This window comes from Janthinobacterium sp. GW822-FHT07H11, from assembly GCF_058798615.1.
On the sequence record NZ_CM179507.1, the window covers coordinates 290,015 to 312,631 of the forward strand.

Consider the following 22,617-nt stretch of genomic DNA (forward strand, 5'->3'; position numbering starts at 1 on the left):
ATGCCACCCCTGCCGTTCCAGAATAAGCAGGCACGGGGACGACAGGGAGAAGACGATGCGCTCGCGTATCTGCTGCTGCAAGGCTTGGTGCTGCTGGAACGTAATTATCTATGCAAGGGCGGCGAGCTGGATCTGGTCATGCGCGATGGCGACGCCATCGTTTTCGTCGAAGTGCGGCTACGCAGCCGTGCCACCTTCGGCGGCGCCCTGGCCAGCATCACGCCGGCCAAGCAGCGGCGCATGGTGGTGGCGGCGCAAACCTGGCTGCTACGGCAAAAAACCGTGCCGCCTTGCCGTTTCGATGCGCTGGCCATCGATGGCGGGCGCATCAGCTGGCTGAAGAACATCCTCGATATGTAAGCATTTTTAACAGTGCTTGTCCGCCATGCCGCGCGCCTGCACTATAATCGGCAGACTATGAATAATCAACGCATCCTCTCGCACTTCCACGAAAGTGCCGAACTCAAGATCCAGGCCGCCACCGTACTGGCGCAACCCATTGCGCAGGCGATCGACCTGATGTTTTATGCATTGTCCAACGGCAACAAGATTCTCGCCTGCGGCAATGGCGGTTCCGCCGCCGACTGCCAGCATTTCGCAGCCGAGCTGGTAGGCCGCTTCGAGCGCGAGCGCTTTCCGCTGCCGGCCCTGGCGCTGACGACGGACACCTCGATCCTGACGGCCGTGGCCAACGACTACAGCTACCGCGAGATTTTCTCGAAGCAGGTGCAGGCCTTCGGCCAGGCCGGCGACATCCTGCTGGCCATTTCCACGTCGGGCAATTCGGCCAACGTGATGGCGGCCGTGGAAGCGGCGCTCGAGCGCGAAATGCGCGTCGTGGCGCTGACGGGCAAGGACGGCGGCGCCATCGGCAAGATGCTGACGGACGCCGACGTGCATATCTGCGTGCCGGCCGAACGCACGGCGCGCATCCAGGAAGTCCACCTGACCACCATACACTGCATCTGCGACGGCATCGACGTCGCGCTATTCGGAGGAGACGTGAATGACTAAATTCGGTACTGGCCCAGGCTGGAAACGCGTACAACGCCCGCTGGCCACCGCACTGCTGTGCGGCGCCATGCTCACTTCGCTCACCGGCTGCATCGAACTGATGGTCGGTGGCGCCGTGATGGGCGGCGTTGCCGCGGCGGACCGCCGCACCCTGGGTGCCCAGACCGAAGACAAGTCGATCGCCCTGAAGGGCGAGTCGCGCGTCCCCTCCATCGTCGGCGACGCCGGCCATGTGAATGTCACCAGCTTCAACCGCCGCGTCCTGCTGACGGGCGAAGTGCGCGACGAGGCGATGAAAAACGCCGTCGAACGCGAAGTGCGCAATATCGAAGGCGTGGAATCGGTGGCCAATGAGCTGATCATCGCCGGCCCCGCCAGCTATACCTCGCGCTCGAACGATGCCTTGATCACCACCAAGGTCAAGGCCAGTCTGGTCGACATGAAAACCATCTCGGCCGCCTCGTTCAAGGTCGTCACGGAAAACGGCACCGTCTTCCTGATGGGCCGGGTCACCCAGCGGGAAGGCACGGTCGCCTCCGACGTGGCGCGCGGCGTAGGCGGCGTGCAGAAAGTGGTCAAGCTGTTCGACTACATCTCGGAAGCGGAACTGAAGCAATTGCAGCCCGATCCGGCACCGGCACGCACCACCAGCACGGTCAGCGATACGGTACAGCAGTAAGCGTTCTCCCCCATCCGGCCTACGGCGCCAGACTGACGATGCGTCTATAATGGACGCATCGTAGCGCTACTCTATTAAAAACCATGTCAACTTCGCCCTCCGCAAGCAAGTCCTGGATCAAGCCAGCCCTCATTGCCGTCTTCGTGGCGGGCGTGGCGGCGGCCGGCTATCTGTCGCTGAACGACAAGCAAAGCGCGCCGGACGTGACCTTCCACGGCATCCATGGCGAGAAGATCACCTCGGCCAGCCTGCGCGGCAAGGTGGTCATGGTCAATTTCTGGGCCACCTCGTGCACGACTTGCGTGGCGGAAATGCCGGACATGATCGACACCTACAACAAGTACAAGGGGCAGGGACTGGAATTCGTGGCCGTGGCCATGAAATACGATCCGGCCAACTACGTGCTGAACTTCGCCGAAACGCGCCAGCTGCCGTTCAAGGTGGCGCTCGACGTGACGGGCGAGGCGGCCAAGGCCTACGGCGACGTGGCGCTCACGCCCACCACCTTCGTGCTCGACAAGCAGGGCAAGATCCTCAAGCGCTACGTGGGCAAGCCGGAATTTGCCGAACTGCATAAACTACTCGAAACGGCCATCGCCGGTTAAACGTCTCACATAAGCTACTGCGCGTCGCGATTTGCAGCCTGCGATGCTCACTGTGCTCAAGCACAGTTCCGCTTCTCTGCCGCAACTCACTTTCGCTCGCTACGCTTCTGTGAGGCGTTGAAGGCGAGGAGAACACGGCACAAAACCCTGTTGCCAAGTGTTGCCAAACCGTTATAACCTTCCCAGGCGTGATTCCATTCACCTTGTGAAGGCCAGCCGTGTCCCCAGCCGCTCAATCGCTCGACCCGCAGCAACTCAAAGCCTGGCTGCTTGCCACCGGGAACAAGGACGCCACGGCGTTCCGCCAGCTATATAACTCCACATCATCGAAACTATTTGGCTACACCCTGCGTATATTGCATAAGCAAGAGCTCGCTGAAGAAGCCTTGCAAGAGGGGTTCGTCGCCATCTGGAACAATGCCGCCGCTTACCAGAGCCATCTGGCCGCGCCGATGACCTGGATGGCCACCATCGTGCGCAACAAGGCGTTCGATGTGCTGCGGCGCAGCGACGATACCGTGGAAATCGATGCCGAACAGTTTGATAGCGAAGTCATGAATGCACTGCGGGACCCCCAGGCCACGCCGATCGAATCGCTGCAGCTGAGCGGTGACGCCAAGGCGCTGGCGTTTTGCATGTCGGCCCTGGAAGGGCTGCACCGGCAGGTGGTCGCCCTGGCCTTCTATCACGACCTGTCGCACAGCGAAGTGGCGCAGCAGATGTCGCTGCCGATCGGCACCGTGAAGACGTGGATACGCCGCAGCCTGGAACGGCTGCGCACGTGCCTGGCAAAACGGGAGGCATCATGAATATCCGCGGCAATGACGCGCTGCGCCAGAAACTGGCGGCCGAATACGTGCTGGGCACCCTGAAAGGGGGCGCGCGGCGGCGTTTCGAAGGCTGGCTGCACAACGACGCCGACTTGCGCAATATCACGGACGAATGGCGCCAGCGCCTGGAACCGATGGCGGAATTCGCCACGCCCGTGGCGCCGCCCAAACGCGTGTGGCAACAGATCGAGCAGCGCCTGCACCTGGCGCCGCAGGGCGGCTGGTCCTTGTTCGGCGACTCGCTGTCGTTCTGGCGCGGCCTGGGCATGGCCTCGAGCGCCATCGCCGCGCTGCTGGTGATCGTCGTGGCCACGCGCGTGATGGACGCGCCGCAGATCAGCCATGTGGCCAGCCTGACGGACGAGAAAGCGCAAACGGCCCTGCTGCTGACGGCCGACAGCCGCCACGGCGCGCTCGAGGTACGCATGGTGGGCAACGCGCCCGTGCCTGCCGACCGCGACCTGGAACTGTGGGCCGTGCCGAAGAGCGGCAACCCGCGCTCCCTGGGTTTACTCGCCGACAAGGGCAATATAAAACTGGCCCTGTCCCGGCGCGCCATCGGCAACGACGTGGCCTTGCTGGCCGTTACCCTGGAGCCGAAAGGCGGTTCGCCGAATCCGGATGGACCGACGGGGCCGGTTCTCTACAAGGGTAACTGGGTAAAAATATAGTCTTACTTAGGATACAGAATCATCTGCGTGCAGCGGAACAGGGCAATGGTCTTGCCCGTTTCCTTGCTTTTCACCACGGCATCCCACACCTGCGTGTTGCGGCCCTTGTGCTCGACCTTGGCCGTGCAGGTGAGCGTGCCTTCGCGGGCCGTGCCCAGGTGGTTCGATTTCAGTTCGATGGTCGTGAAATTGTTGGCGCCCTCGGGCAGGTTGACGATGCAGCCATAGCCGGACGCCGTGTCGGCCAGGGTCACCACGCTGCCCGCGTGCAGATAGCCGTTCGGCGCCAGCAAATGCGGCAAGACGGGCAATTCCGCCGTCAGCTGGCCGTCGCCCACGGCCGTAATGACGATGCCCAGGTGGCCGGGCAGGCGGCCCGTGCCGCGTTCATTCAACATTGCTACGGTGATCTCGGGATTGCTCATGGTCTCTGCTTTTCCTTGTTGTCGTGGTCATGCCGGACAGCGGCAAGGCTGCCGGAAAATACTATGATGATAGCAATTTTCCCGGCAACGGTTTGGCGGCCGCTTATTTCCGGCCGCGCCGCCGTTTCCACCACACCAGGGTGCCCGTCAGCAGGAACAGCAGCGGCATCAAACCGAAGACGGTAATGAAGGCGCGCCCGGCCACGCCAAACGCCTGGCCCGTATGCAGGGGAAATTGCCAGCCCAGGAAAACGTCGCCGGCCGGCGCCCGCAAGGGATCGCGTATGCGCAGGGGCAAGCCGCTGCGCGCATCGAGGGTGATGCGCGTGGCGCCGTCGCCGTGGGCGATTTCGCCGGGCTGGCGCACGCGCACGTCATACGGCTGGTCCTTCTTGCCCGGCAGCACGATGCGCGACACGCGCGCCTGCGGATACAGCTGCTGCGCGGCGGCCATGGCCTGGCCCGCATCAAGCACGGCGCCGTCCCGGGCCACATTTTTCAATTTTGCCGTGTCCGGCACCGTCGACACGAGTTCCACCAGGGGCACGATCAATTGCGGCAAATTGAAATAGATGCCGGAAAAGGCGATCACGGCCAGCACGGGCGCGGCAAAGAAGCCCGCCGCCTTGTGCAAGGTGTAGTTAAAACGGGGCCAGGAGCCGCCATGCGACACGGTCAGGGCGCGCTTGATCGCCGTCCACTGCAGGCGCGGCCACCACAGGTAGATGCCGCTCAGGGCCATCAGCAGCAGGGCCACGCCCGAGATACCCGTGATGGTCTTGCCCACGTCGCCGGACAATAGATAGCGGTGCAAATGAAACATGCCCGACATCAGCAATGGGCGCGTGAGGCCGAAGCGGCCCCAGTCGCGCTCGCCTTTGACTTGCAAGGTGTAGGGGTCGACCATCACCTGGCGCACGATGGCCTGGCTGAAGAGGGACGGCTTTCCCGCCTGGCGGTACGAGGCCACGTACACGTCGCGCGCATCGGCGGGCGGATTGAGCTGGCTCGGCTTGCCGTAGGCGGGGTCGGCCGCGAGCCCATCCACCACCGCCTGCAGCGTGCGCGGCGTCACCTGGAACACCTGGCCGGGCGCGGGCGTGCTCGCCTGCAACAAATTCGGATTCAGATACGCGTCGAGTTCCGGCATCCAGGCGATGGCGGAACCCGTCAAGCCCAGCAGGACGAACAGGGCGCCGAACCACAGGCCCACGTACAGGTGCAGTTTGCTGAGCAACCATTGGATCGGGCGTCGGGACATGGAAACTTTGGGAAATTTGGGCTGCGGAACGATAGCATGAAAGCTCCGCAGAGAAAATCATGCGCGGCCAGAAAGCGGCAGACCACACAACACGCTCATGGCAACGCCGGCATCGGGTAAAAACGAGCGTTCCGGCACCATCAGCGAGCGCATCGGCATCGCGTGGTCATGTTGCGCGGCATACACTTTCCCCTATACTTATCGAAAGGAAAATTATGACAGCCTCCCGTCTCCTCGCCGCCACCTTGGGCCTCGCCCTTCACCTGGGCGCCCACGCCGCCGATTTCACGGTGACCAGCACCGACATCGCCCCCGGCCAGACCCTGGCTTCCGCGCAAGTATTCCAGGGTTTCGGCTGCACGGGCGGCAACCTGTCACCGCAATTGTCGTGGAGCAACGCGCCGGCCGGCACCAAAAGCTACGCCATCACCGTGTACGACCCGGACGCGCCCACGGGCAGCGGCTGGTGGCACTGGAGCGTGTTCAATGTGCCGACCAGCACCACGTCCTTGCCTGCGGGAACGACAACGTCCACCTTGCCGACCGGCGCCGTGCAAGGACGCAACGATTACGGCGACAGCGCCTACGGCGGCGCCTGCCCGCCACCGGGCGACAAGGCCCACCGCTACCAGATCACCGTGTGGGCGCTAAAAACGGAAAAATTGCCATTGGATCAACAGACTAGCGGCGCCATGCTCGGCTACATGCTCAACGCGAACGCGCTGGGCAAGGCGCAGCTGACGGGACTGTATGGCCGATGACATGGAAGCGGTGGCCCTGAGCGAGCTGCGCATCGCCCACGGCACCATCGAGGTGCGCCGCGCGCAAACCCTGCGCCGCGTGCCCGTCTTCCAGAGCGCCCTGTGCCGCGTACGGCAGGGAACGAAACTGCTGGAATGGGGCGCGCGCCAGGCCCATGCCGGCACGCACGACGTGGTGCTGATGCCGGCGGGACAGGAACTGGGCGTGGCCAACCTGCCCGGCGCGCAGGGTTACCGGGCGGAAGTGCTGAGTTTTTCGCCGGCCCTGATCGCCCGTTTCCGCGCGCGCCATGGCGGCCTCGTCGATACCCAGCTGCGCCAGGCGGCCACGGCCAGCCTGTGCGTGCCGCTCGACGTACATGCGGCGCTGGCCTGGGACCAGCTGACGGCCAGCCTGGCGGGCAGCACACCGCCCGCGCTGCTGGCGCACCAGGCGGAAGGCTTGCTGCTGGCCCTGGCACTGGGCGGCCATTGCGGCCCGCTGCTGCTGGACCGCCGCGATCCGCTGGCCGCGCGCGTGCAGCAAGCGCTGCTGCTGGACCCGGGCGCCGACTGGAGCGTGGCCAAGGTCGCCAGCCATCTGCACCTGGGCGCCTCGACCCTGCGCCGCCAGCTGGCCCTGGAACAGCGCCATTTCCGCGCCATCCTGGAAGACGTGCGGCTGGGCCTGGCCTTGCAGGAATTGCAATCTGGAATCTTGCCCATCGGAGACATCGCCGCCGCCTGCGGCTATGCCTCGCCCTCGCGCTTCGCGGCCCGCTTCCGCCAGCATTACGGCCTGTCGCCGCGCGAGCTGCGCGCCACCTTGTAAGGCCGCGCTGGCGCAAATGACGCAACAAGCGCTGACAAGGCGGCGATTTTCTTGCTACTATGCGCCCATGTCTTCCCGCCAGCCCACCCGCAAGCCTACCCCGGCGTCCGCCCTCGCGCGCACGCCGTGGCAGCTGTGCGTGGCCCTGTTCAGCGCGCTGGCCCTCGTGTTCCTGCTGTCGACGGCCGCCTCGCACCTGCACAAGACGACGCTCGACGCGGAAGAGTGCGCGCTGTGCGCCACGGTCATCGACAAGGTGGCCGACATCGCCGTGCCGCCGGCCATCGCCGAGCCGCCCGCCCAGTTACTGCCGTACCGCTTGCTGGCCCTCGCGCCCGCCACCCTGGCGCCCGTCGCCGCCCTCGTCCTGCCGCCCGTGCGCGGCCCGCCTGCCGCCTCGCTGTAGTTCCCACGCCGTTTTTATCCTTTTCAGGCTGCCCCTTGCCGCACTTTGATGCGCGCCGGGCCGCCTGGCGTTGACTATTTTCGAGGTTTACCATGCAACACACACCACGCCTGAGCGCGCTGTCGCTCGCCCTTGCCAGCCTGTTTAGCTTTTCCGCCCACGCCGCCGAGCCTGCCGAAGCCAGCGCCGCGACGGATGCGGCCCCGCCCGAAATGCAAAAGGTCGAAGTCACCTCCGCCCATCTGAAAAGCGCGCGCATCGAACTGTCGCCGAAAGTCGGCACCACCATCTACAGCATCGACAGCCACATGGTCGACATGCTGGGCCAGGGCGACAACACGCCGTTCAATGAAGTGCTGCTGCGCCTGCCTGGCATATCGCAGGATTCGAAGGGTTCCGGCGCCCTGCACGTGCGCGACGACCATGCCAACGTGCAATACCGCATCAATGGCGTACAGTTACCCGAAAGCATCAGCGGCTTCGGCCAGTCGATCGACACGCGCTTGATCGACAAGACGGATTTCATGACGGGCGCCTTGCCGGCCCAGTTCGGCCTGCGCACGGCCGGCATCGTCGATATTGAAACGAAGGAGGGCGGACTGACGCCTGGCGGACGCATCGGCATCATGGTGGGCAGCCACGACCACGTGGAGCCGAGTGCCGAATTGTTCGGCAGCGTGGGCAAGTTCAATTACTACCTGTCCGGCAGCTACCTGGGCAATGCGCTGGGCGTGGAAAACCCGCAGGCCACGCGCAGCGCCCTGCACGACAAGACGCGCCAGAACAAATCGTTCGGCAGCCTGTCGTATTTTCTCGATGACAACACGCGCCTGGGCGCCATGTTCGGCACGTATAACGGCCGCTTCCAGATCCCGAACAACCCGGACCAGGCGCCGGCATTCAGCTTGGCCGGCCACAGCGACGCGCAGGCGGGCACGTCCACGCTGCCGTCGTCGCAGCTGAATGAAAACCAGCGCGAAGTGAACCGTTTTCTCGTGCTGTCGCTGCAAAAAAGCCTGGGCGACGTCAATTACCAGGTATCGGCCTTCCACCAGTATTCGGAACTGCACTTCACGCCCGACGCCATCGGCGACCTGATCTACAACGGCGTGGCCTCCGATGCGCGCCGCGCCAACAGCGCTTCCGGCGCCCAGTTCGACATCAGCTACAAGCTGCACCAAGACCACACCGTGCGCGCGGGCCTGGCCTACACGCGCCAGAAGACGACCAGCGACAACACGGTGGCCGTGTTCCCCGCCATTGACGGGGCGCAAACCTCCACCACGCCGGTCAGCATCCTGGACAACAGCGGCAAGACGGGCACCCTGGCCAGTGTCTACCTGCAGGATGAATGGCATATCAGCAAGCCCTTGACCCTGAACTACGGCGCCCGCTTCGACAAGGTCTCGGCCTACACGAACGAGCAGCAATGGAGCCCGCGCGTGAACCTGGCGTACCAGATCGCGCCGGGCACGGCCCTGCACGCCGGCTATTCGCGCTACTTCACGCCGCCGCCGCAGGAACTGGCCGCGCAAGCCAGCATCGACCTGTACGCGAACACGACGAATGCGCCGGAAATCGGCCAGTCCGACAACGTCAAGGCCGAGCGCACGCACTACTATGACGTGGGCATCAGCCACCAGGTCAATGCAAAACTGACCGTGACGGCCGATGTGTACTATAAAAAGATCAACAACCTGCTCGATGAAGGCCAGTTCGGCCAGGCACTGATCCTGACGCCCTTCAACTATGCGGACGGCTACGCCAAGGGCCTGGAACTGTCGGCCATCTACAGCGAGAAAAACTGGGGCCTGTTCCTCAACGCCAGCACGCAAAAGGCGCAGGGACGCAACATCAATTCGGGGCAAGCCCTGTTTGGCGCCGATGAGTTGAACTACATCAGTAGCCACTATGTCTACCTCGATCATGACCAGAAATACACGCTGTCCGGTGGCGGCCATTATCACTTTGGCGACTCGCAAGTGAGCGCTGACTTCCTCTACGGCAGCGGCCTGCGCATGACACCGGACGGCGGCGCACCGAATTCCGGCCATTTGCCCAGTTACTTCACCGTCAACACGGCGCTCACGCACACGTGGAAGAACACGCCCGTGGGCAAGGTGGAAGGACGGCTGGCCCTGATCAACCTGTTCGACAAGTCGTACCTGCTGCGCGACGGTTCCGGCGTGGGCGTGGGCGCGCCGCAGTATGGCGCCCGCCGCAGCCTCTATGCCGGCCTGACCACAAGCTTCTAAAAGTTACGCGCGAAGACAGCGGCAGGGAGCAACGCCTGCCGCTGTCGGTTGCCGTTGAGAAACGATCTCGCGGCGTCTATCGGGATGCTGTTTTAATGGGGAATATCGGCGATGGGTAGCAGCATGGTCAGCGGATCATCGGGGAAAGGCGTAAAACCATACTGTTGATAAAACTGCGTGCCTTGCGGCTCTTTGGCATCGACAAACAGGGCAAAGCCACCCACCTCCGCTGCGGCCGATTGCACGCGCTTCATGGCCGCTACCAGCAACAATGCGCCAAAGCCGCGACGCTGATGCCGCTGCGCGACAGCAAGCCGCGCCAAGGTAAAGCCGGGTACGTTGCTGGGCAACTTCTTCATCATGGCGACGGGAATAGCCTCCCTGGGGGTCATGCTACGAATCGCCAGTGAGAAATAGCCAATAATTTCCGTAGGATCAGTTTCATCGACCAGCACGAACGTGCGCGATGCGCCATGCCGCTGATGCTGCCTTGCTGTTGTCTGCAACCACGTATCGAGTACCGCTGTGCCGCAATGAAAACTTGTTACATCATGTATTGCTTTCAGTACTGTCACGAAGTACGCCATTCTCTACTTTCTGTGCATAATTTTCAAAAGCCTTGGTCAAAGCCGCATTCGGCCCCTGCGGGTTTTCCAGCAAATCAATCATCATGGCGGCGTCGCGGCGGGAATAGCGGATCAGGTATTCGCGATCGATGATCATTTCCGCCTTTTCCAATGCAGCTTGCACGAGGAATTGATTCAAGGTAGCGCCGGTCAGCTCAGCCGCTTCTTGAAGTTTCTCGGCAATTGAGCCGGAAACCCTGGCCGTAATACGGCCGCGTTCTTCAGTCACACTCATTATTGGGCTCGTGTCGTCGGGTTTGTTCGGGTGTCGTCGGATATCACTATGAGCATAGCACAGGACGGAGACAAAACAAGCCAATATGGAGACAAAATGTCACCACTATTCATTAGCCCAGTTGATTTCGGCATGGCCATGCGCCTGCAGATACGCATTCGCCTGGCTGAACGGCTTGCTGCCAAAGAAACCTTTGCTGGCCGACAAGGGAGAGGGATGCGGCGCCGTCAGCACCAGGTGCTTGCCGGGGTCGATCAAAGTGCGCTTGGCTTGCGCATAGCCGCCCCACAGGATAAAGACCAGGTGTTCGCGCTCGGCGGACAGTTGGCGAATCGCGCTGTCCGTCAGCTTTTCCCAGCCCTTGGCCGCGTGCGAGCCGGCCGCCCCCGCGCGCACCGTCAGCACGCTGTTGAGCAGGAACACGCCTTGCTGCGCCCAATCGGACAAATCCGTGCGCGTACGCGCCACGCCCACGTCGCTGTGTAATTCCTTGAAGATATTCTGCAGGCTGGGCTGCGGCGGCGCGCCTTCGGGAATCGAAAAGCACAGCCCCATGGCGGCGCCGGGCGTGTGGTACGGGTCTTGCCCCAGGATCACGACTTTCACTTGCTCGAACGGCGTCAGGTCGAAGGCGCGGAAGATGTATTTACCCGGCGGGAAACACGGTCCCGCCGCATATTCCGCCTTGACGAAGGCGGCCAGGCGTTCCCAGTAGGGCTGGGCGAATTCCCCTTCCAGCCGCGCCTTCCACGATGCGTCGATGCGTACGTCCATGGCTCCCCCGTCAATCATGTTTTTAAAACATCATTGATCAGTATAGCCGCGTCACGTCCGGCACCACGTTACGGTACGGCTGGGCAATGCCTATTTGTCGTCATAGTGATAACGGCAGGCCGCCACGTAGATGCAGCCCGCGTCGGGCAGATACACGAGCCGGCGCTGGCGGTCGATGCGGCGCGACCAGAAACCCGTCAAATCGCCTTTCAGCGGTTCCGGCTTGCCCGTGCCCTTGAATGGATCGGCCAGGCATGCATCGAGCAAGTCATTGATTTTTTGCAGGATTTTCAGGTCGCTCTCTTGCCAGAACAAATAATCTTCCCAGGCATGATCGGTCCAGGCCAGCACGGCGGCGCGCGCCTGCTGCTTGTTGTCAGTCTTCCGGTTTTTCATGCCGCGCCAATGCCCGTGGCTGCGCCTTGCCCGCCCTGATCTGCGCCACGGACGCCATCAGGCGGCTGGCATTCTTTGCCGTGCCCAGCAAATACAGGGTTTCCTCGATGCTGTTGTAGTCCGACAAGGACAGCATCACCACGTGTTCGCCATTCACGCGCGTGATCACGGTGGGCGTGTGGTCGTTGCAGACGTCGTCCATCACGCTTTTCAGGCCCGCGCGCGCCTCGCTGAAAGTCAGGATATTCATGCCGTGCCACCGCTCCATGGAAAGTACATGCCAATAATTGTACAGGATGTTGTACATCACCTCAATCAGGCAAAAAAAACCGCCCGGCTGATGAACTGACCCCAAATAGTTGGACGGTTTAGTTTGCTTACCAGGTGGCCAAGGGCTGGGTTCTGTATTGCACAGGACTCAGCCCTTTTAACTTGAGTTTGATACGCTCGTGATTATAGTAGTGGATGTACTGTTTGATGCCGCGCTGTAGTTCGTCGACGCTGCTGAACTTGTTCAGGTAGAAGAACTCTGTCTTGAGCACGGCAAAGAAGCTTTCCATGGCCGCGTTGTCGAGGCAGTTTCCCCGGCGGGACATGCTTTGCGCGACGCCCTTATCCCGCAGCATTTTCTGGTAAGCCGGCATCCGATATTGCCACCCCTGGTCAGAGTGCAGCATGGGCTTGTCTTTCGCCGTCAGTTTGGCCAGCGCCTTCTCGAGCATCGAGCTCACCAGTTTGAACACGGGCCGCCTGGCCGTTTCAAACGCCACGATTTCGCCGTTGTACAGGTCCATCACCGGCGACAGATACAGCTTCTCGCCGGCGACGTTGAACTCCGTCACGTCCGTCACCCACTTCTGATGGGCTGCCTGCGCCTGAAACTGGCGCTGTAAGACATTCGCCGCCGCCTGCTCCACCTCGCCTTGATACGAGCGATACTTCTTGGGACGCACCAGCGACCTTAATCCGAGCTGCACCATCTGCCGTTGGACAGTCTTATGATTGACTTGCCGGCCCAGTTGCCGAATCGCAAGCGTCACGCGTCGATATCCATAACGCCCTTGATGAAGGGCAAAAATGGATCGAATTTGTTGCTTGAGTGCCTGATGCTTGTCGGCTACCTGCGCAACCTTCTGCTGATAGTAAAAGGTGCTGCGCGGCAGCCCCGCGAGCTTGAGCAGGTCCGCCAGCGGAAATTGTTGCCTTAGCTCACCAACTACTTGCGCTTTTTGCGCGCTGTCGTTCGCTGTTCTTGCTGCTGAACCAAGGCTTTTAACTTTTTTAGATAGGCATTCTCCATGCGCAAGAAATTCACCTCGGCGAGCAGTTCTTCGCGGCTACGGGTTGCATCGTCGATATGCGGTTGAGGCTGGGGCGGTTGAGAAGTCGGCATTTTTTTGGGTTTGCCGCGCTGTCGCGGCATCAGGGCGTCGATACCACCATTATGATAGCAGCGCTCCCAGACAGGCAGGCAAGAGGGACTGCGGATATTGAATACCGCCGCGGTCTGACGATAGGAGAGCCGGTTGGCCCACATGTGCTCCAACACCTGTAATCTGCGCTCAACCGGATAGTGGGTGAACTTCTTCTCCAGGCCAGCCTGTCCATGAGCAGCATACAAATTGCGCCAATGTTTGATCATCGAAGGGTGCAGGCCATGCTCGGTGGCGATGGCCTTGATGCCGGCCTCACCCTGCAGGCAGTGCTGGAGCACATCCAGTTTGAACTGCGTACTGTACTTCGCCATAGAAAAACCCCGAAAGTTGGTGTCCAACTTTCGGGGTTCAGTTCACTGAAGCGGACGGTTTTTGATACGGCGCAAGGTGCTTAGAAATTCAGCGCCGATTCCACGCCGGCGCTGTGCGCCTGTTCATCCGCATGGTACGAGCTGCGCACCATGGCGCCCACGGCGGCGTGGGTGAAGCCCATTTTATACGCTTCTTCCTCGAACATTTTAAACACGTCCGGGTGCACGTAGCGGCGCACGGGCAGGTGGCTGTTCGATGGCGCCAGGTACTGGCCGATGGTCAGCATGTCGATATCGTGCTCGCGCATGTCGCGCATCACTTGCAGGATTTCCTCGTCCGTCTCGCCCAGGCCCACCATGATGCCGGACTTGGTTTTGACGTCAGGGTACATGGCCTTGAAGTCCTTCAGCAGCTTCAGCGAGTGCATGTAGTCGGAACCGGGACGCGCTTCCTTGTACAGGCGCGGCGCCGTTTCCAGGTTGTGGTTCATGACGTCAGGCAAGCCATCCTTGAACAACAGCAGGGCTTTTTCCAGGCGGCCACGGAAGTCGGGCACCAGCACTTCGATGCGGGTGTTCGGCGACAGGGCGCGCGTTTGCTGGATGCACTCGACGAAATGGCCGGCGCCGCCGTCGCGCAAGTCATCGCGGTCGACGGAAGTGATGACGACGTAGTTCAGGCGCAGCTTGGCGATGGTTTTCGACAGGTTGGCCGGCTCTTCCTTGTCCAGCGGGTCCGGACGGCCATGGCCGACGTCGCAGAACGGGCAGCGGCGCGTGCACTTGTCGCCCATGATCATGAAGGTGGCCGTGCCCTTGCCGAAGCACTCGCCGATGTTCGGGCAGCTGGCTTCCTCGCACACGGTGACGAGCTTGTTTTCGCGCAGGATATCCTTGATTTCATAGAAACGGGTCGAAGCCGAGGCGGCCTTGACACGGATCCAGTCCGGCTTTTTCAGGCGCTCGACTTGCTCGATCGGAATGATCTTGATCGGGATGCGCGACGTCTTGCTGGCGCCTTTTTGCTTTTCGCTCGGGTTGTACGCAGGAGCGGCAGTAGCGGCGGGGGCGGTGCTGGAAATGGTCTCAGAAGTCATGGCTGCAAGCCCTTGAAGGGCGTGTTGGTTTGTTTGCTCAGGCATCCGCTGCCTGAGGCGCGCCTGCGGCGCTGTTTACTTCGCTTACATCGAGTAATACGGTCAATTCCTGGGCCAGGGCCCGCTGCACCTCGGCCAGCGGCGCCGCAACGCCCATGCTGCGCATGTCCACCGTCTTCAGGCCGGAATAGCCGCAGGGGTTAATCCAGGAAAACGGCGCCAGGTCCATCGCCACGTTGAGCGATACGCCATGGTAGGTGCAGCCGTTGCCGCGCACTTTCAAGCCCAGCGCGGCGATCTTCGCACCCTTGTCTGGTCCGCCGGCAATATAGATGCCAGGCGCGCCATCGATGCGTTCGCCAGCGAGATTATACGCCGCCAGCACGTTGATGATGGCTTGCTCGATTTTATGCACGAACTGGCGCGCATACAGCTTGCCGCCCGGCTTGTTGCGGCGCAAGTCCATCAGCAGGTAAATCACCACCTGGCCGGGGCCATGGAACGTCACTTCACCGCCCCGGTCCGTCTGCACCACGGGCACGTTCTCGGCGCCGGCCAGCAGGTGGCCGCGGTCGGCCGCCAGGCCCAAGGTAAATACGGGCGGATGCTCGACGATCCACAGTTCGTCGCGCGTGTCCGTCGTGCGCGCATCGGTAAACGCGCGCATGGCGGCAAAGGTCGGCTCGTAATCGACGCGGCCCAGCTCGCGGATCAGCGCCGTTTCGGTGCGGGTGGTGGTCATGACAGATTCTGTAATCAGCTGCCGGCGCCCTGCGGACGCTGCGGCGAAGCCGTGATTATAAGCCAGGCCGCCGAATCATTCAGCCTCGGGCGCCGGCGGCAACAGCAATCTGCCCAATTTTTGCGCAGCATGGCGTATCTGGGCCCCATTCAGGGCCGTGTAGCCAAGCAGCACGGCCGGCGCCAATTTTGCGCTATGGCAAAAGTCGCCGAGCGGCTGCAGCGCCAGCCCGTCCTGCGCCGCGCGCGCGCAAAACGCCCGCTCGTCGCTGTCCGGCGGCAGCCACAGCACGCAATGAAAGCCCGCCTGCTGGCCGGAAATGGTGTAGCGCCCGGGGGCAATCTGCTCGAGGCAGGCCAGCAGCAGGTCGCGCCGCTCCTTGTAGGCCAGCCGGGCCTGGCGCAGATGGCGCACGAAGGCGCCTTCCTCCATCCAGGCGGCCAGCGCCAGCTGCTGCGTCACGCCCACGGAACGGCCCGTCAACTGCACGATGCGCAGCAGCTGCGGGCGCAAGGGGGGCGGCAGCACCATGAAGCCCACGCGCAAGCCCGCGAACAGGGTCTTGTTAAAACTGCCGCAATAAATCACGCGCTGGTATTGGTCCAGCGCCTTCAGCGCCGCCAGCGGCGCGCTCTGGTAATTGAATTCGCTGTCGTAATCGTCTTCCACCACCCAGGCACCGCTGTCATTCGCCCATTCCAGCAAGGCCAGGCGGCGCGTGACGGACATGGTCACGCCCAGCGGCGACTGGTGCGCCGGCGTCACATAGGCCAGGCGCGCGTCGGCATGCAGGCGCAAGGCCGCGCAATCGATGCCTTCGCCATCGACGGCGATGTCCACCGGCACGGCGCCGGCCAGGGCGAACAGGGCGCGCGCGGCCGGGTAGCCAGGTTCTTCCAAGCACACCTTGTCGCCATCGCGCACGATGCCGCGCGCCAGCAAGTCGATCGCGTGGCGGATGCCCGTGGTGACGATGATGTCTTGCGGGTCGCAGCGGATGCCGCGGTACTTGCCGAGGAAGTCGGCGATCTGCTGGCGCAACTGGGGCAGGCCGGCCGGATCGGCGCTGCACAGCTGCTCCGGCGTGGCGGCGGCCAGCGCCCGCGTGGCGCATTTCGACCAGGCGGCCATGGGAAACAGGCTGGCATCGGCGCGCCTGGCCACGAACGGCAAGCCATCGCGCACCCCCGTGTCCGGGGCGGGCGCGGGCACCCTGGCCGGCGCGGCCAGGGTGGTATCTGCAAATCCTGCCATCAAAAAACGTTCCGGCACCACGGCGCACACGCGCGTGCCGGAACCGGGCACGCGCGTCACATACGCTTCCGCGTGCAGGCGGTCGAACACGGTTTCGATGGTGCCGCGCGACAGTTCCCACCGTTCGGCCAGGGTGCGGCTCGACGGCAGCCGGCTGCCGGCCGGCAGCATCTTCGTCAGGATGGCCGAGCGCAGCGCCTCATAGGCGCCATCCTGCTTGTTGACGCCAGCCTTGTCGAGCCAGCTGGTGGGGCGGGGCAAGTCCAGCGTATGCGGTGATTTTCCTCGCGGCATGGTGACGATTATCCAAGTGGTCCAATGAATTTTATGGCATACGGCACTTCGCATTACACCACAACCATTCTACTCTGCCCGTTCCGCTGCACCAGCCTGGCGCATCATGGACACAACCGTGTGGAAAACATGACTAAAAGTAAGACTTTACCCCTGTGGGCCTGGGGCGGCATCGTGCTGCTGCTGGTCTGCCTGTCGCGCATCAGCATCGACATCTATTTGCCTTCGCTGCCGGCCATGGCCGACGCCCTGCATGCCAGCGATGCCCAGTTACAACTGACCCTGAGCCTGTTCATGGCCGGCTCGGCCGCCTCGATGCTCGCTTGCGGGCCGCTGGCGGACCGCTGGGGCCGGCGTCCCGTGCTGCTGGCCGGCACGGGCATTTTTGTGCTCGCCAGCATCGTCTGCACCTTCACCAGCGATGTGCACGTGCTGATCGCCGCGCGCCTGCTGCAGGCGTTAGGCGGCTGCAGCGGCACCATCATCGGCCGCGTGATGGTGCGCGACCGCTTCGACCCCGCCACGCAGGCGCGCATGCTGGGGCAAATCTCGATGGCGATGGGCTTGTCGCCTATCCTGGCGCCGCTGGCCGGCAGCGTGCTCGACGCGGCCTTCGGCTGGCGCGCCGTCTTCGGCGTGCTGTGCCTGCTGGGCGCGCTGTCGCTGTGGCTGATCGCCGCCTGGGTACCGGAAACCAAGCCGGCCAACGTCGTGCCACAGGGCAATACCCTGGCGCTGTACCGGCGCCTGCTGGGCGACAGATATTTCCTGCGCTATGCGCTGGCCATCGGCTGCGTGTATTGCACGTATTTCCCCTTCATCGCGGAATCGTCCGTGCTGTTGCAACGGGGCATGCATCTGTCGCCCGGCGCGTATGCGCTGGTGTTCGCGCTGACGGTGAGCGGCTATATCGCGGGGTCGAGCCTGTTCCGCGCGCTGGGGCCGCGCCTGGGCGCCGATTACCTGCTGGGCGTGGCGGTGCTGCTGAATGTGGCGGGGGCGGCCAGCCTGTTGCTGGCGGGTACGTTAGCGCCGCGGCACGTGGCGTCGCTGGTGGCGCCCATGCTGCTGGTGATGGTGTCGGTGGGCATGGCGATTCCCGCCTGCCAGCTGGCCGTGCTGCAGCCATATGGTGCCCAGGCGGGCAGCGCCTCGGGCCTGTTCTTCTTCGTGCAGATGGCGATCACGGCCGCCTGCGGCGCCGTCATCGCCGCCATCACGGACGGCAGCGAAAAACCGCTGCTGTGGGTGACGGCGGCGGCCAGTGGCGCCTTTGCCGCCGTCTGGCTGCTCACGAAGCGCCGCGCCGGCGTGGCGGCAGCCAGTCTTACATGACGATCTTGACCATCGGGTGGCCCGACAGCGCCATGTACAGGGCGTCGAGCTGTTCGCGGCTGATGGCGCGCACGGTGACGGTCAGGCCCGTGTAATTGCCCTTGGGCGATGGACGCTCTTCCATGCGGCCCACGTGAAAGGTCGGATCGTGGCTGATCACCAGTTCCAGCATGGTCGGCGCGAAGTCGACATGCGTCGGGCCCATGATCTTGATGGGAAAGTCGCTCGGGTATTCGATCAGCGATTCGCTGGGGGGGATCGTTTGCATAGTCATTCCAATCAGTGCCGATGAAAACAGGCGGCGCGGCAGAAAGCGCGGCACCTGCATAAAGGCGTATTGTAGCCAACTTTGCGGCCGGCTGCGGCCCGCCCCATGGGCCCGGGGCGGCGGCAAAAAAAAGCCAGCTGGAGGAGCTGGCCAAAACTATTTCGCGTGAGCAAAATAGCCGGAAAAATCGGTGCTGCCACACCGCGTGGCATTGCGCTGTACCGCAATGTGCCTACTGTAGACACAACACCGCCGCCTTGCCTCCGGCATGTGATGAACTGCGCATTGTGCGGCCTGAACGGCAAAAAATGGCATCCAGGCGAGGGCACGGCGTCAGCGGTCCGCTTCCTGCATCCGGCCATTGCGGCTCGAATTGCCGCGCTCATTGCCCCGCTCGCGTGGTGGACCGCCGCGCTCGCCAGCGCGCGCTTCCGGTGCGGGACGGGCCGCGGGCGGCGCGGCGGGCGGCGGCGCGGGGCGGGCCAGCGGTGCCGGTGCCGGTGCCGGCACGGGGGCGGCGGGCGGCGCGGGCCGGGGCACCGCCGCCGGGGACGGCGCGGCAGGCGGCGCCGTTTGCAGTACCTCGCGGCGGTTGCCGCGCTCCCAGCGCCCGCCTTCGGGACGCGGCACGTCGGGCGAACGCTCGATCCGGGGCGCATCGGCAGGACGTTGCTGCGGCCGCTCGCCTGCCGGGCGCTCCTCGCCACGCCAGCCCGGATGGCGTGCCACATGGTCATGCACGGGCGGCAAGGCGGGCACGGCCGGCATCAAGGGCTGTGCCGGCACGGGAGGCACGGAAGGCGCAGGCGGCTGGGGCGGCGTGGCCGGCACGGGCGGGTGGTGCGGCAGGGCCGGGCGCCATGCCGGGCGCCCTGGTTCGTCGTCCGTCTGCAGGCGGCCCGGACGGTTGCCCCATTCGCGCCGCGGCGCGTCATTGCGACGCGGTTCGCCTTGCGGGCGCTGCCAGCTGGACGCGGGCGGCGGCGCCGTACTCAAGGGCATGTTCTGCATGACCGGCGCCGGCATCGTGGTGCGGTCGCGGCGCGGCACGTCCACCGTGCGGTGCGAGCCGAAGCGGTCTCCCGGCAGCATGCTCAAGCCTTCGCGGCGTTCGCGTTCGCCGGACACGGGACGGCGTCCCTCGGCCACGCGGTTGACGCGGCGCTCATACTCGGGGCTGACGCGGTAGCCCGGCACATAGCGGTCGCGCGGCGAAAGGGGAAACCAGCCCACGCCGGGATGCGCTCCCGCGGCCGGGCGCTGGCCGTGCCGCGGCCAGTGATCGCCGCCCACCCAGCCCACCAGGGCTGGCGCCCAGGCGCCGCGCGCGCGCTCGCGGCCCGGCGCCCAGCCCCAGCGCCGGCCCACCAGCACCCAGCGGCCGTAATGCGACGGCGCATAGCCCCACGGCGCATTGTCGACCCAGGTCCAGCCCCACGGCGCGACCCAGGTCCAGCGGCCATCGCTATACGGCGCCCAGCCCACGGGCACCGCGCGCGGCAGCCACAGCGGGCCATAGTCGGCGTCGTCCTGCCAGGCGCCGTAGCGGTCCAGCTCTTCATAGCCGGTCGTGTCTTCCGTGACATAGCGCAGGGCCGGCGTGGCCAGCGGCAGCGCCTCGGGCCAATTGTCGAAGGCCACGCGCTGCAAGGGTCCCGTGCGCACTTCATCGTCCGTCAGTTCCGCGCGCTTGCCGGCACGCAAGGTCACGCTGGCCGTGGCGCCATCGACATCGGCCGTGCCTTCGAGCACGCTAACCACGCTGGTGCCAGGCTGGCGCTCGGCATCGATGCGCACCCAGCCCGGCTGGGTCATGGTCACGCGCGCCTGGCCGGTCGTCAGTTCCAGGCCGCGCAGCGCATCGGGATGGCGCACGCGCACGCTGACGCTGCCATAGCTGAGGTGCAATCTGAAACTGTCGTCGTCAAGCTCGCTCACTTCCAGCTCGGAATCGCCATCGAGGCGCACGGCGGCCGCGCCCACGCGCAATTCCGCCAGCGCGCCGCGCATGGTGCTCAGGCGGTTGTCGGTGGTCACCGGCCAGTTCAGCAGGGCATTTTGCGCCTCGCCATCGCCGGCGCGCACCAGCACCTGGCCCTCGACCGTGGAAAGGCGTCCCACGCGCGCGGGCGGATCATCGGCCAGGGCCAGGGAACAGGCCGAGGACAGCAGCAAGGCGCACAGGGTTTTCAGGAAGATCGGACGCATGGCGGCGCTCCAGGCAGGACAACATGATGACACGGTCATTACAGCGCGATCGCAGGCGCGCCACAAGCGGGCTTACAAATGTTTGCAAATCGAATAATAAGCAAGGCGTGCCCGGGCGCCGCCTCAGCTGGCAGCGTGCGCGCCCCGCTTGACGAAGAACAGGGCCGCGCCCACGGCCATCAGCAGGCCGCCAAAGAAGCGGTTCTGCTTTTTCACGGCGCGCGCATCGCGGAAGAAACGCTGCATCGACGACGCCAAAAAGGCGTAGCTGTGCATGACGAGCAGATCGATCGTGCACATGGTCACGGCCAGGATCAGCAGCTGCGGCAAGACGGGAGCGCTGGCGCTAATGAATTGCGGCAAGACCGCCACCATGAAGATGATGCCCTTCGGATTCGTCACATTGGTCAGAAAACCCGTCAGCACGCGCCGGCGCAGCGACGGCAGCACGGCGGCCGCATGCAGGTCGCCCGTCACGGCCACCTTGGCGCGCCACTGCGACAGGCCCAGGTAGATCAAATACAGCGCGCCGACCGTCTTGACGATATTGAAGGCCACTTCGGAGGCCAGCAGCAGGGAACCGACCCCGGCGCCGGCGATGAACAGCACCACCAGCAGCCCCAGTTGCAGGCCGAGGATGGTGGCGCTGGCCTTTCTCACGCCATACGACAGGCCATGCGACATCGACAGCACGGCGCCCGAACCGGGCGAGACGGCGATGATGGAGGCGGCGATGACAAAGGTGATCCAGGTGGCGAAATGCATGCGATGTCCAGAAAATGGTGACAAGAGGCAATTTTACCCCGGCCAGTGCGGCCCTGCCGGCCCGGCCTGGGGTAAGATCGCATGCACGCGCTAGCTGCGCTTTTCCTTGCACGACAACCAAGAATAACACATGAAAAACAACACTTTCCTAGCCCAAACATTCCCTGCCACCACCGTGGGAGCGCGCTGAGATGGCCGGCTCCAGCCTGCTGGCCCTGCTCGACGACATCGCCAGCATCCTCGATGACGTTTCCCTGATGACCAAGGTGGCCGCCAAGAAGACGGCCGGCGTGCTCGGCGACGACCTGGCCCTGAACGCGCAGCAGGTGGCCGGCGTGCGCGCCGAGCGCGAACTGCCCGTCGTCTGGGCCGTCGCCGTCGGCTCGCTGAAGAACAAGGCCATCCTCGTGCCGGCCGCGCTGGCCATCAGCGCGTTCGCGCCCTGGGCCATCACGCCGCTCTTGATGGTGGGCGGCGCCTACCTGTGCTTCGAAGGCTTCGAGAAAATCGCCCACCAGTATTTGCACCCGGACGACAGCCACAAGGCCGAACTGGCGCAGGCGCTGCGCGACCCGCAGGTCGACCTGGTGGCGCTGGAAAAGGACAAGATCAAGGGCGCCATCCGCACCGATTTCATTTTGTCGGCGGAAATCATCGTCATCGCGCTGGGCACGGTGGCCACGGCCACCTTCGCCGAGCAGGTGGCCGTCGTCGTCGGCATCGCCCTCATCATGACGGTGGGCGTATACGGCCTGGTGGCCGGCATCGTCAAGCTCGACGACGCCGGCTTTTACCTGGCCGCGCGCAAGGGCGCGGGCACGCTGATGGACGGCGTGCGCGGCCTGGGCCGCATGCTCGTCTCGGCGGCGCCGAAACTGATGAAATTCCTGTCCATCGTGGGCACGCTGGCCATGTTCATGGTCGGCGGCGGCATCTTGACGCACGGCTGGCCGTGGGCCAGCGCCATGCTGCACCACGCGGAAGAGGCCGTCGGCGGCGTGGCCGGCATCGGCCCCGTGCTGGCCGCCGTCACGCCCAGCCTGATCAACGCGGTGGCCGGCGTCATCGCCGGCGCCCTGGTGCTGGCCGGCGTCACCGCCGTGTCGGCTTTGTTGCGCATGATCAAGCCAAGCAAATAGGCTTTCTGGTCTGATGGGG

Annotated in this window: 26 protein-coding genes; 12 read left to right on the top strand and 14 right to left on the bottom strand. The window is 64.1% G+C overall.

Annotated features, from left to right (window positions below):
• From AC3RCJ_RS01220 to AC3RCJ_RS01245, 6 genes are all read left to right on the top strand, one after another.
• A complete protein-coding gene (locus AC3RCJ_RS01220; RefSeq protein WP_492964175.1) occupies window positions 1-360 on the top strand; it encodes a YraN family protein in 360 nt (119 codons plus the stop codon).
• Window positions 361-417: 57 nt separating this feature from the next.
• Window positions 418-1,014 (top strand): phosphoheptose isomerase, encoded by a 597-nt coding sequence (locus AC3RCJ_RS01225; RefSeq protein ID WP_034752465.1) that lies wholly within the window; start codon window positions 418-420, stop codon window positions 1,012-1,014.
• Window positions 1,007-1,693: a BON domain-containing protein gene (locus tag AC3RCJ_RS01230; protein WP_492964174.1), complete on the top strand. Its 687-nt coding sequence runs from the start codon at window positions 1,007-1,009 to the stop codon at window positions 1,691-1,693. The genes AC3RCJ_RS01225 and AC3RCJ_RS01230 overlap by 8 nt, the downstream gene beginning before the upstream one ends.
• 83 nt (window positions 1,694-1,776) lie before the next feature.
• Complete coding sequence (locus AC3RCJ_RS01235) at window positions 1,777-2,298, top strand: peroxiredoxin family protein (RefSeq protein ID WP_492964173.1); 522 nt, start codon at window positions 1,777-1,779, stop codon at window positions 2,296-2,298.
• 218 nt (window positions 2,299-2,516) lie between these two features.
• A complete protein-coding gene (locus tag AC3RCJ_RS01240; protein WP_492964172.1) occupies window positions 2,517-3,107 on the top strand; it encodes a sigma-70 family RNA polymerase sigma factor in 591 nt (196 codons plus the stop codon).
• On the top strand, window positions 3,104-3,799 hold the full coding sequence (locus AC3RCJ_RS01245; protein WP_492964171.1) for an anti-sigma factor: 696 nt from the start codon (window positions 3,104-3,106) through the stop codon (window positions 3,797-3,799). Before AC3RCJ_RS01240 ends, AC3RCJ_RS01245 begins: the two co-directional genes overlap by 4 nt.
• 2 nt (window positions 3,800-3,801) lie before the next feature.
• Here AC3RCJ_RS01245 and AC3RCJ_RS01250 read toward each other — a convergent pair whose 3' ends face one another.
• A complete protein-coding gene (locus AC3RCJ_RS01250) occupies window positions 3,802-4,224 on the bottom strand; it encodes a PaaI family thioesterase (RefSeq protein WP_492964170.1) in 423 nt (140 codons plus the stop codon).
• A 103-nt stretch (window positions 4,225-4,327) separates the two neighbouring features.
• Window positions 4,328-5,485 (bottom strand): PepSY-associated TM helix domain-containing protein, encoded by a 1,158-nt coding sequence (locus AC3RCJ_RS01255; RefSeq protein ID WP_492964169.1) that lies wholly within the window; start codon window positions 5,483-5,485, stop codon window positions 4,328-4,330.
• Window positions 5,486-5,700: 215 nt separating this feature from the next.
• Here AC3RCJ_RS01255 and AC3RCJ_RS01260 point away from each other — a divergent pair, with 215 nt between their 5' ends.
• From AC3RCJ_RS01260 to AC3RCJ_RS01275, 4 genes are all read left to right on the top strand, one after another.
• Entirely contained in the window at window positions 5,701-6,246 is a 546-nt protein-coding gene (locus tag AC3RCJ_RS01260; RefSeq protein WP_492964168.1) for a YbhB/YbcL family Raf kinase inhibitor-like protein, read from the top strand.
• Window positions 6,236-7,057, top strand: coding sequence for a helix-turn-helix transcriptional regulator (locus AC3RCJ_RS01265; protein WP_492964167.1), 822 nt, complete (start codon window positions 6,236-6,238; stop codon window positions 7,055-7,057). Before AC3RCJ_RS01260 ends, AC3RCJ_RS01265 begins: the two co-directional genes overlap by 11 nt.
• 67 nt (window positions 7,058-7,124) lie before the next feature.
• Entirely contained in the window at window positions 7,125-7,463 is a 339-nt protein-coding gene (locus AC3RCJ_RS01270) for a hypothetical protein (RefSeq protein WP_492964166.1), read from the top strand.
• 92 nt (window positions 7,464-7,555) lie between these two features.
• Window positions 7,556-9,718, top strand: a complete 2,163-nt coding sequence (locus AC3RCJ_RS01275; protein ID WP_492964165.1) for a TonB-dependent receptor — start codon at window positions 7,556-7,558, stop codon at window positions 9,716-9,718.
• 92 nt (window positions 9,719-9,810) lie between these two features.
• Here AC3RCJ_RS01275 and AC3RCJ_RS01280 read toward each other — a convergent pair whose 3' ends face one another.
• The 9 genes from AC3RCJ_RS01280 to pdxR all read right to left on the bottom strand — a co-directional run bounded on the left by AC3RCJ_RS01280 (window position 9,811) and on the right by pdxR (window position 16,883).
• Window positions 9,811-10,293: a GNAT family N-acetyltransferase gene (locus tag AC3RCJ_RS01280; protein ID WP_492964164.1), complete on the bottom strand. Its 483-nt coding sequence runs from the start codon at window positions 10,291-10,293 to the stop codon at window positions 9,811-9,813.
• Window positions 10,268-10,579, bottom strand: coding sequence for a type II toxin-antitoxin system TacA family antitoxin (locus AC3RCJ_RS01285; RefSeq protein ID WP_071650246.1), 312 nt, complete (start codon window positions 10,577-10,579; stop codon window positions 10,268-10,270). Before AC3RCJ_RS01285 ends, AC3RCJ_RS01280 begins: the two co-directional genes overlap by 26 nt.
• A gap of 105 nt (window positions 10,580-10,684) precedes the next feature.
• Window positions 10,685-11,353 carry a uracil-DNA glycosylase gene (ung, locus tag AC3RCJ_RS01290; RefSeq protein WP_492964163.1) on the bottom strand — a complete coding sequence of 223 codons (669 nt, stop codon included), beginning with the start codon at window positions 11,351-11,353 and terminating at the stop codon, window positions 10,685-10,687.
• A 90-nt stretch (window positions 11,354-11,443) separates the two neighbouring features.
• Complete coding sequence (locus tag AC3RCJ_RS01295; RefSeq protein ID WP_492964162.1) at window positions 11,444-11,749, bottom strand: Txe/YoeB family addiction module toxin; 306 nt, start codon at window positions 11,747-11,749, stop codon at window positions 11,444-11,446.
• Complete coding sequence (locus tag AC3RCJ_RS01300) at window positions 11,730-11,999, bottom strand: type II toxin-antitoxin system Phd/YefM family antitoxin (RefSeq protein WP_141171183.1); 270 nt, start codon at window positions 11,997-11,999, stop codon at window positions 11,730-11,732. Before AC3RCJ_RS01300 ends, AC3RCJ_RS01295 begins: the two co-directional genes overlap by 20 nt.
• A gap of 127 nt (window positions 12,000-12,126) precedes the next feature.
• Window positions 12,127-13,496 (bottom strand): IS3 family transposase gene (locus tag AC3RCJ_RS01305; RefSeq protein ID WP_492965081.1). Its coding sequence is split into 2 segments (ribosomal slippage): window positions 12,127-13,022 and window positions 13,022-13,496, totalling 1,371 coding nucleotides; the frame shifts between segments, so codons are not numbered across the junction.
• A gap of 80 nt (window positions 13,497-13,576) precedes the next feature.
• Window positions 13,577-14,593, bottom strand: a complete 1,017-nt coding sequence (gene lipA, locus AC3RCJ_RS01310) for a lipoyl synthase (RefSeq protein WP_035823261.1) — start codon at window positions 14,591-14,593, stop codon at window positions 13,577-13,579.
• Window positions 14,594-14,630: 37 nt separating this feature from the next.
• Window positions 14,631-15,335, bottom strand: coding sequence for a lipoyl(octanoyl) transferase LipB (lipB, locus tag AC3RCJ_RS01315; RefSeq protein ID WP_492965150.1), 705 nt, complete (start codon window positions 15,333-15,335; stop codon window positions 14,631-14,633).
• 75 nt (window positions 15,336-15,410) lie between these two features.
• Complete coding sequence (pdxR, locus tag AC3RCJ_RS01320; protein WP_492965151.1) at window positions 15,411-16,883, bottom strand: MocR-like pyridoxine biosynthesis transcription factor PdxR; 1,473 nt, start codon at window positions 16,881-16,883, stop codon at window positions 15,411-15,413.
• A 129-nt stretch (window positions 16,884-17,012) separates the two neighbouring features.
• Here pdxR and AC3RCJ_RS01325 point away from each other — a divergent pair, with 129 nt between their 5' ends.
• Window positions 17,013-18,218, top strand: a complete 1,206-nt coding sequence (locus AC3RCJ_RS01325) for a multidrug effflux MFS transporter (RefSeq protein ID WP_492965152.1) — start codon at window positions 17,013-17,015, stop codon at window positions 18,216-18,218.
• Here the strand turns inward: AC3RCJ_RS01325 and AC3RCJ_RS01330 are convergent.
• From AC3RCJ_RS01330 to AC3RCJ_RS01340, 3 genes are all read right to left on the bottom strand, one after another.
• A complete protein-coding gene (locus AC3RCJ_RS01330) occupies window positions 18,211-18,486 on the bottom strand; it encodes a DUF493 family protein (protein ID WP_492965153.1) in 276 nt (91 codons plus the stop codon). The two genes, AC3RCJ_RS01325 and AC3RCJ_RS01330, sit on opposite strands and share 8 nt — an antisense overlap.
• 333 nt (window positions 18,487-18,819) lie before the next feature.
• A complete protein-coding gene (locus AC3RCJ_RS01335; protein WP_492965267.1) occupies window positions 18,820-20,694 on the bottom strand; it encodes a DUF6600 domain-containing protein in 1,875 nt (624 codons plus the stop codon).
• Between the two features lie 123 nt (window positions 20,695-20,817).
• Complete coding sequence (locus AC3RCJ_RS01340; protein WP_492962821.1) at window positions 20,818-21,459, bottom strand: LysE family transporter; 642 nt, start codon at window positions 21,457-21,459, stop codon at window positions 20,818-20,820.
• A 191-nt stretch (window positions 21,460-21,650) separates the two neighbouring features.
• On the opposite strand from AC3RCJ_RS01340, the gene AC3RCJ_RS01345 reads away from it, so the two are divergent.
• A complete protein-coding gene (locus tag AC3RCJ_RS01345) occupies window positions 21,651-22,598 on the top strand; it encodes a DUF808 domain-containing protein (protein WP_492962819.1) in 948 nt (315 codons plus the stop codon).
• Window positions 22,599-22,617 lie beyond the last annotated feature (19 nt).

What these genes read in the sequence shown, in the direction of transcription:
- AC3RCJ_RS01220 (WP_492964175.1), top strand. Translation starts at nt 1, where the DNA reads ATGCCACCCCTGCCGTTCCAGAATAAGCAGGCACGGGGACGACAGGGA.
- AC3RCJ_RS01225 (WP_034752465.1), top strand. Translation starts at nt 418, where the DNA reads ATGAATAATCAACGCATCCTCTCGCACTTCCACGAAAGTGCCGAACTC.
- AC3RCJ_RS01230 (WP_492964174.1), top strand. Translation starts at nt 1,007, where the DNA reads ATGACTAAATTCGGTACTGGCCCAGGCTGGAAACGCGTACAACGCCCG.
- AC3RCJ_RS01235 (WP_492964173.1), top strand. Translation starts at nt 1,777, where the DNA reads ATGTCAACTTCGCCCTCCGCAAGCAAGTCCTGGATCAAGCCAGCCCTC.
- AC3RCJ_RS01245 (WP_492964171.1), top strand. Translation starts at nt 3,104, where the DNA reads ATGAATATCCGCGGCAATGACGCGCTGCGCCAGAAACTGGCGGCCGAA.
- AC3RCJ_RS01250 (WP_492964170.1), bottom strand. Translation starts at nt 4,224, where the DNA reads ATGAGCAATCCCGAGATCACCGTAGCAATGTTGAATGAACGCGGCACG.
- AC3RCJ_RS01255 (WP_492964169.1), bottom strand. Translation starts at nt 5,485, where the DNA reads ATGTCCCGACGCCCGATCCAATGGTTGCTCAGCAAACTGCACCTGTAC.
- AC3RCJ_RS01260 (WP_492964168.1), top strand. Translation starts at nt 5,701, where the DNA reads ATGACAGCCTCCCGTCTCCTCGCCGCCACCTTGGGCCTCGCCCTTCAC.
- AC3RCJ_RS01265 (WP_492964167.1), top strand. Translation starts at nt 6,236, where the DNA reads ATGGCCGATGACATGGAAGCGGTGGCCCTGAGCGAGCTGCGCATCGCC.
- AC3RCJ_RS01270 (WP_492964166.1), top strand. Translation starts at nt 7,125, where the DNA reads ATGTCTTCCCGCCAGCCCACCCGCAAGCCTACCCCGGCGTCCGCCCTC.
- AC3RCJ_RS01275 (WP_492964165.1), top strand. Translation starts at nt 7,556, where the DNA reads ATGCAACACACACCACGCCTGAGCGCGCTGTCGCTCGCCCTTGCCAGC.
- AC3RCJ_RS01285 (WP_071650246.1), bottom strand. Translation starts at nt 10,579, where the DNA reads ATGAGTGTGACTGAAGAACGCGGCCGTATTACGGCCAGGGTTTCCGGC.
- ung (WP_492964163.1), bottom strand. Translation starts at nt 11,353, where the DNA reads ATGGACGTACGCATCGACGCATCGTGGAAGGCGCGGCTGGAAGGGGAA.
- AC3RCJ_RS01295 (WP_492964162.1), bottom strand. Translation starts at nt 11,749, where the DNA reads ATGAAAAACCGGAAGACTGACAACAAGCAGCAGGCGCGCGCCGCCGTG.
- AC3RCJ_RS01300 (WP_141171183.1), bottom strand. Translation starts at nt 11,999, where the DNA reads ATGAATATCCTGACTTTCAGCGAGGCGCGCGCGGGCCTGAAAAGCGTG.
- lipA (WP_035823261.1), bottom strand. Translation starts at nt 14,593, where the DNA reads ATGACTTCTGAGACCATTTCCAGCACCGCCCCCGCCGCTACTGCCGCT.
- lipB (WP_492965150.1), bottom strand. Translation starts at nt 15,335, where the DNA reads ATGACCACCACCCGCACCGAAACGGCGCTGATCCGCGAGCTGGGCCGC.
- pdxR (WP_492965151.1), bottom strand. Translation starts at nt 16,883, where the DNA reads ATGCCGCGAGGAAAATCACCGCATACGCTGGACTTGCCCCGCCCCACC.
- AC3RCJ_RS01325 (WP_492965152.1), top strand. Translation starts at nt 17,013, where the DNA reads ATGACTAAAAGTAAGACTTTACCCCTGTGGGCCTGGGGCGGCATCGTG.
- AC3RCJ_RS01330 (WP_492965153.1), bottom strand. Translation starts at nt 18,486, where the DNA reads ATGCAAACGATCCCCCCCAGCGAATCGCTGATCGAATACCCGAGCGAC.
- AC3RCJ_RS01335 (WP_492965267.1), bottom strand. Translation starts at nt 20,694, where the DNA reads ATGCGTCCGATCTTCCTGAAAACCCTGTGCGCCTTGCTGCTGTCCTCG.
- AC3RCJ_RS01340 (WP_492962821.1), bottom strand. Translation starts at nt 21,459, where the DNA reads ATGCATTTCGCCACCTGGATCACCTTTGTCATCGCCGCCTCCATCATC.
- AC3RCJ_RS01345 (WP_492962819.1), top strand. Translation starts at nt 21,651, where the DNA reads ATGGCCGGCTCCAGCCTGCTGGCCCTGCTCGACGACATCGCCAGCATC.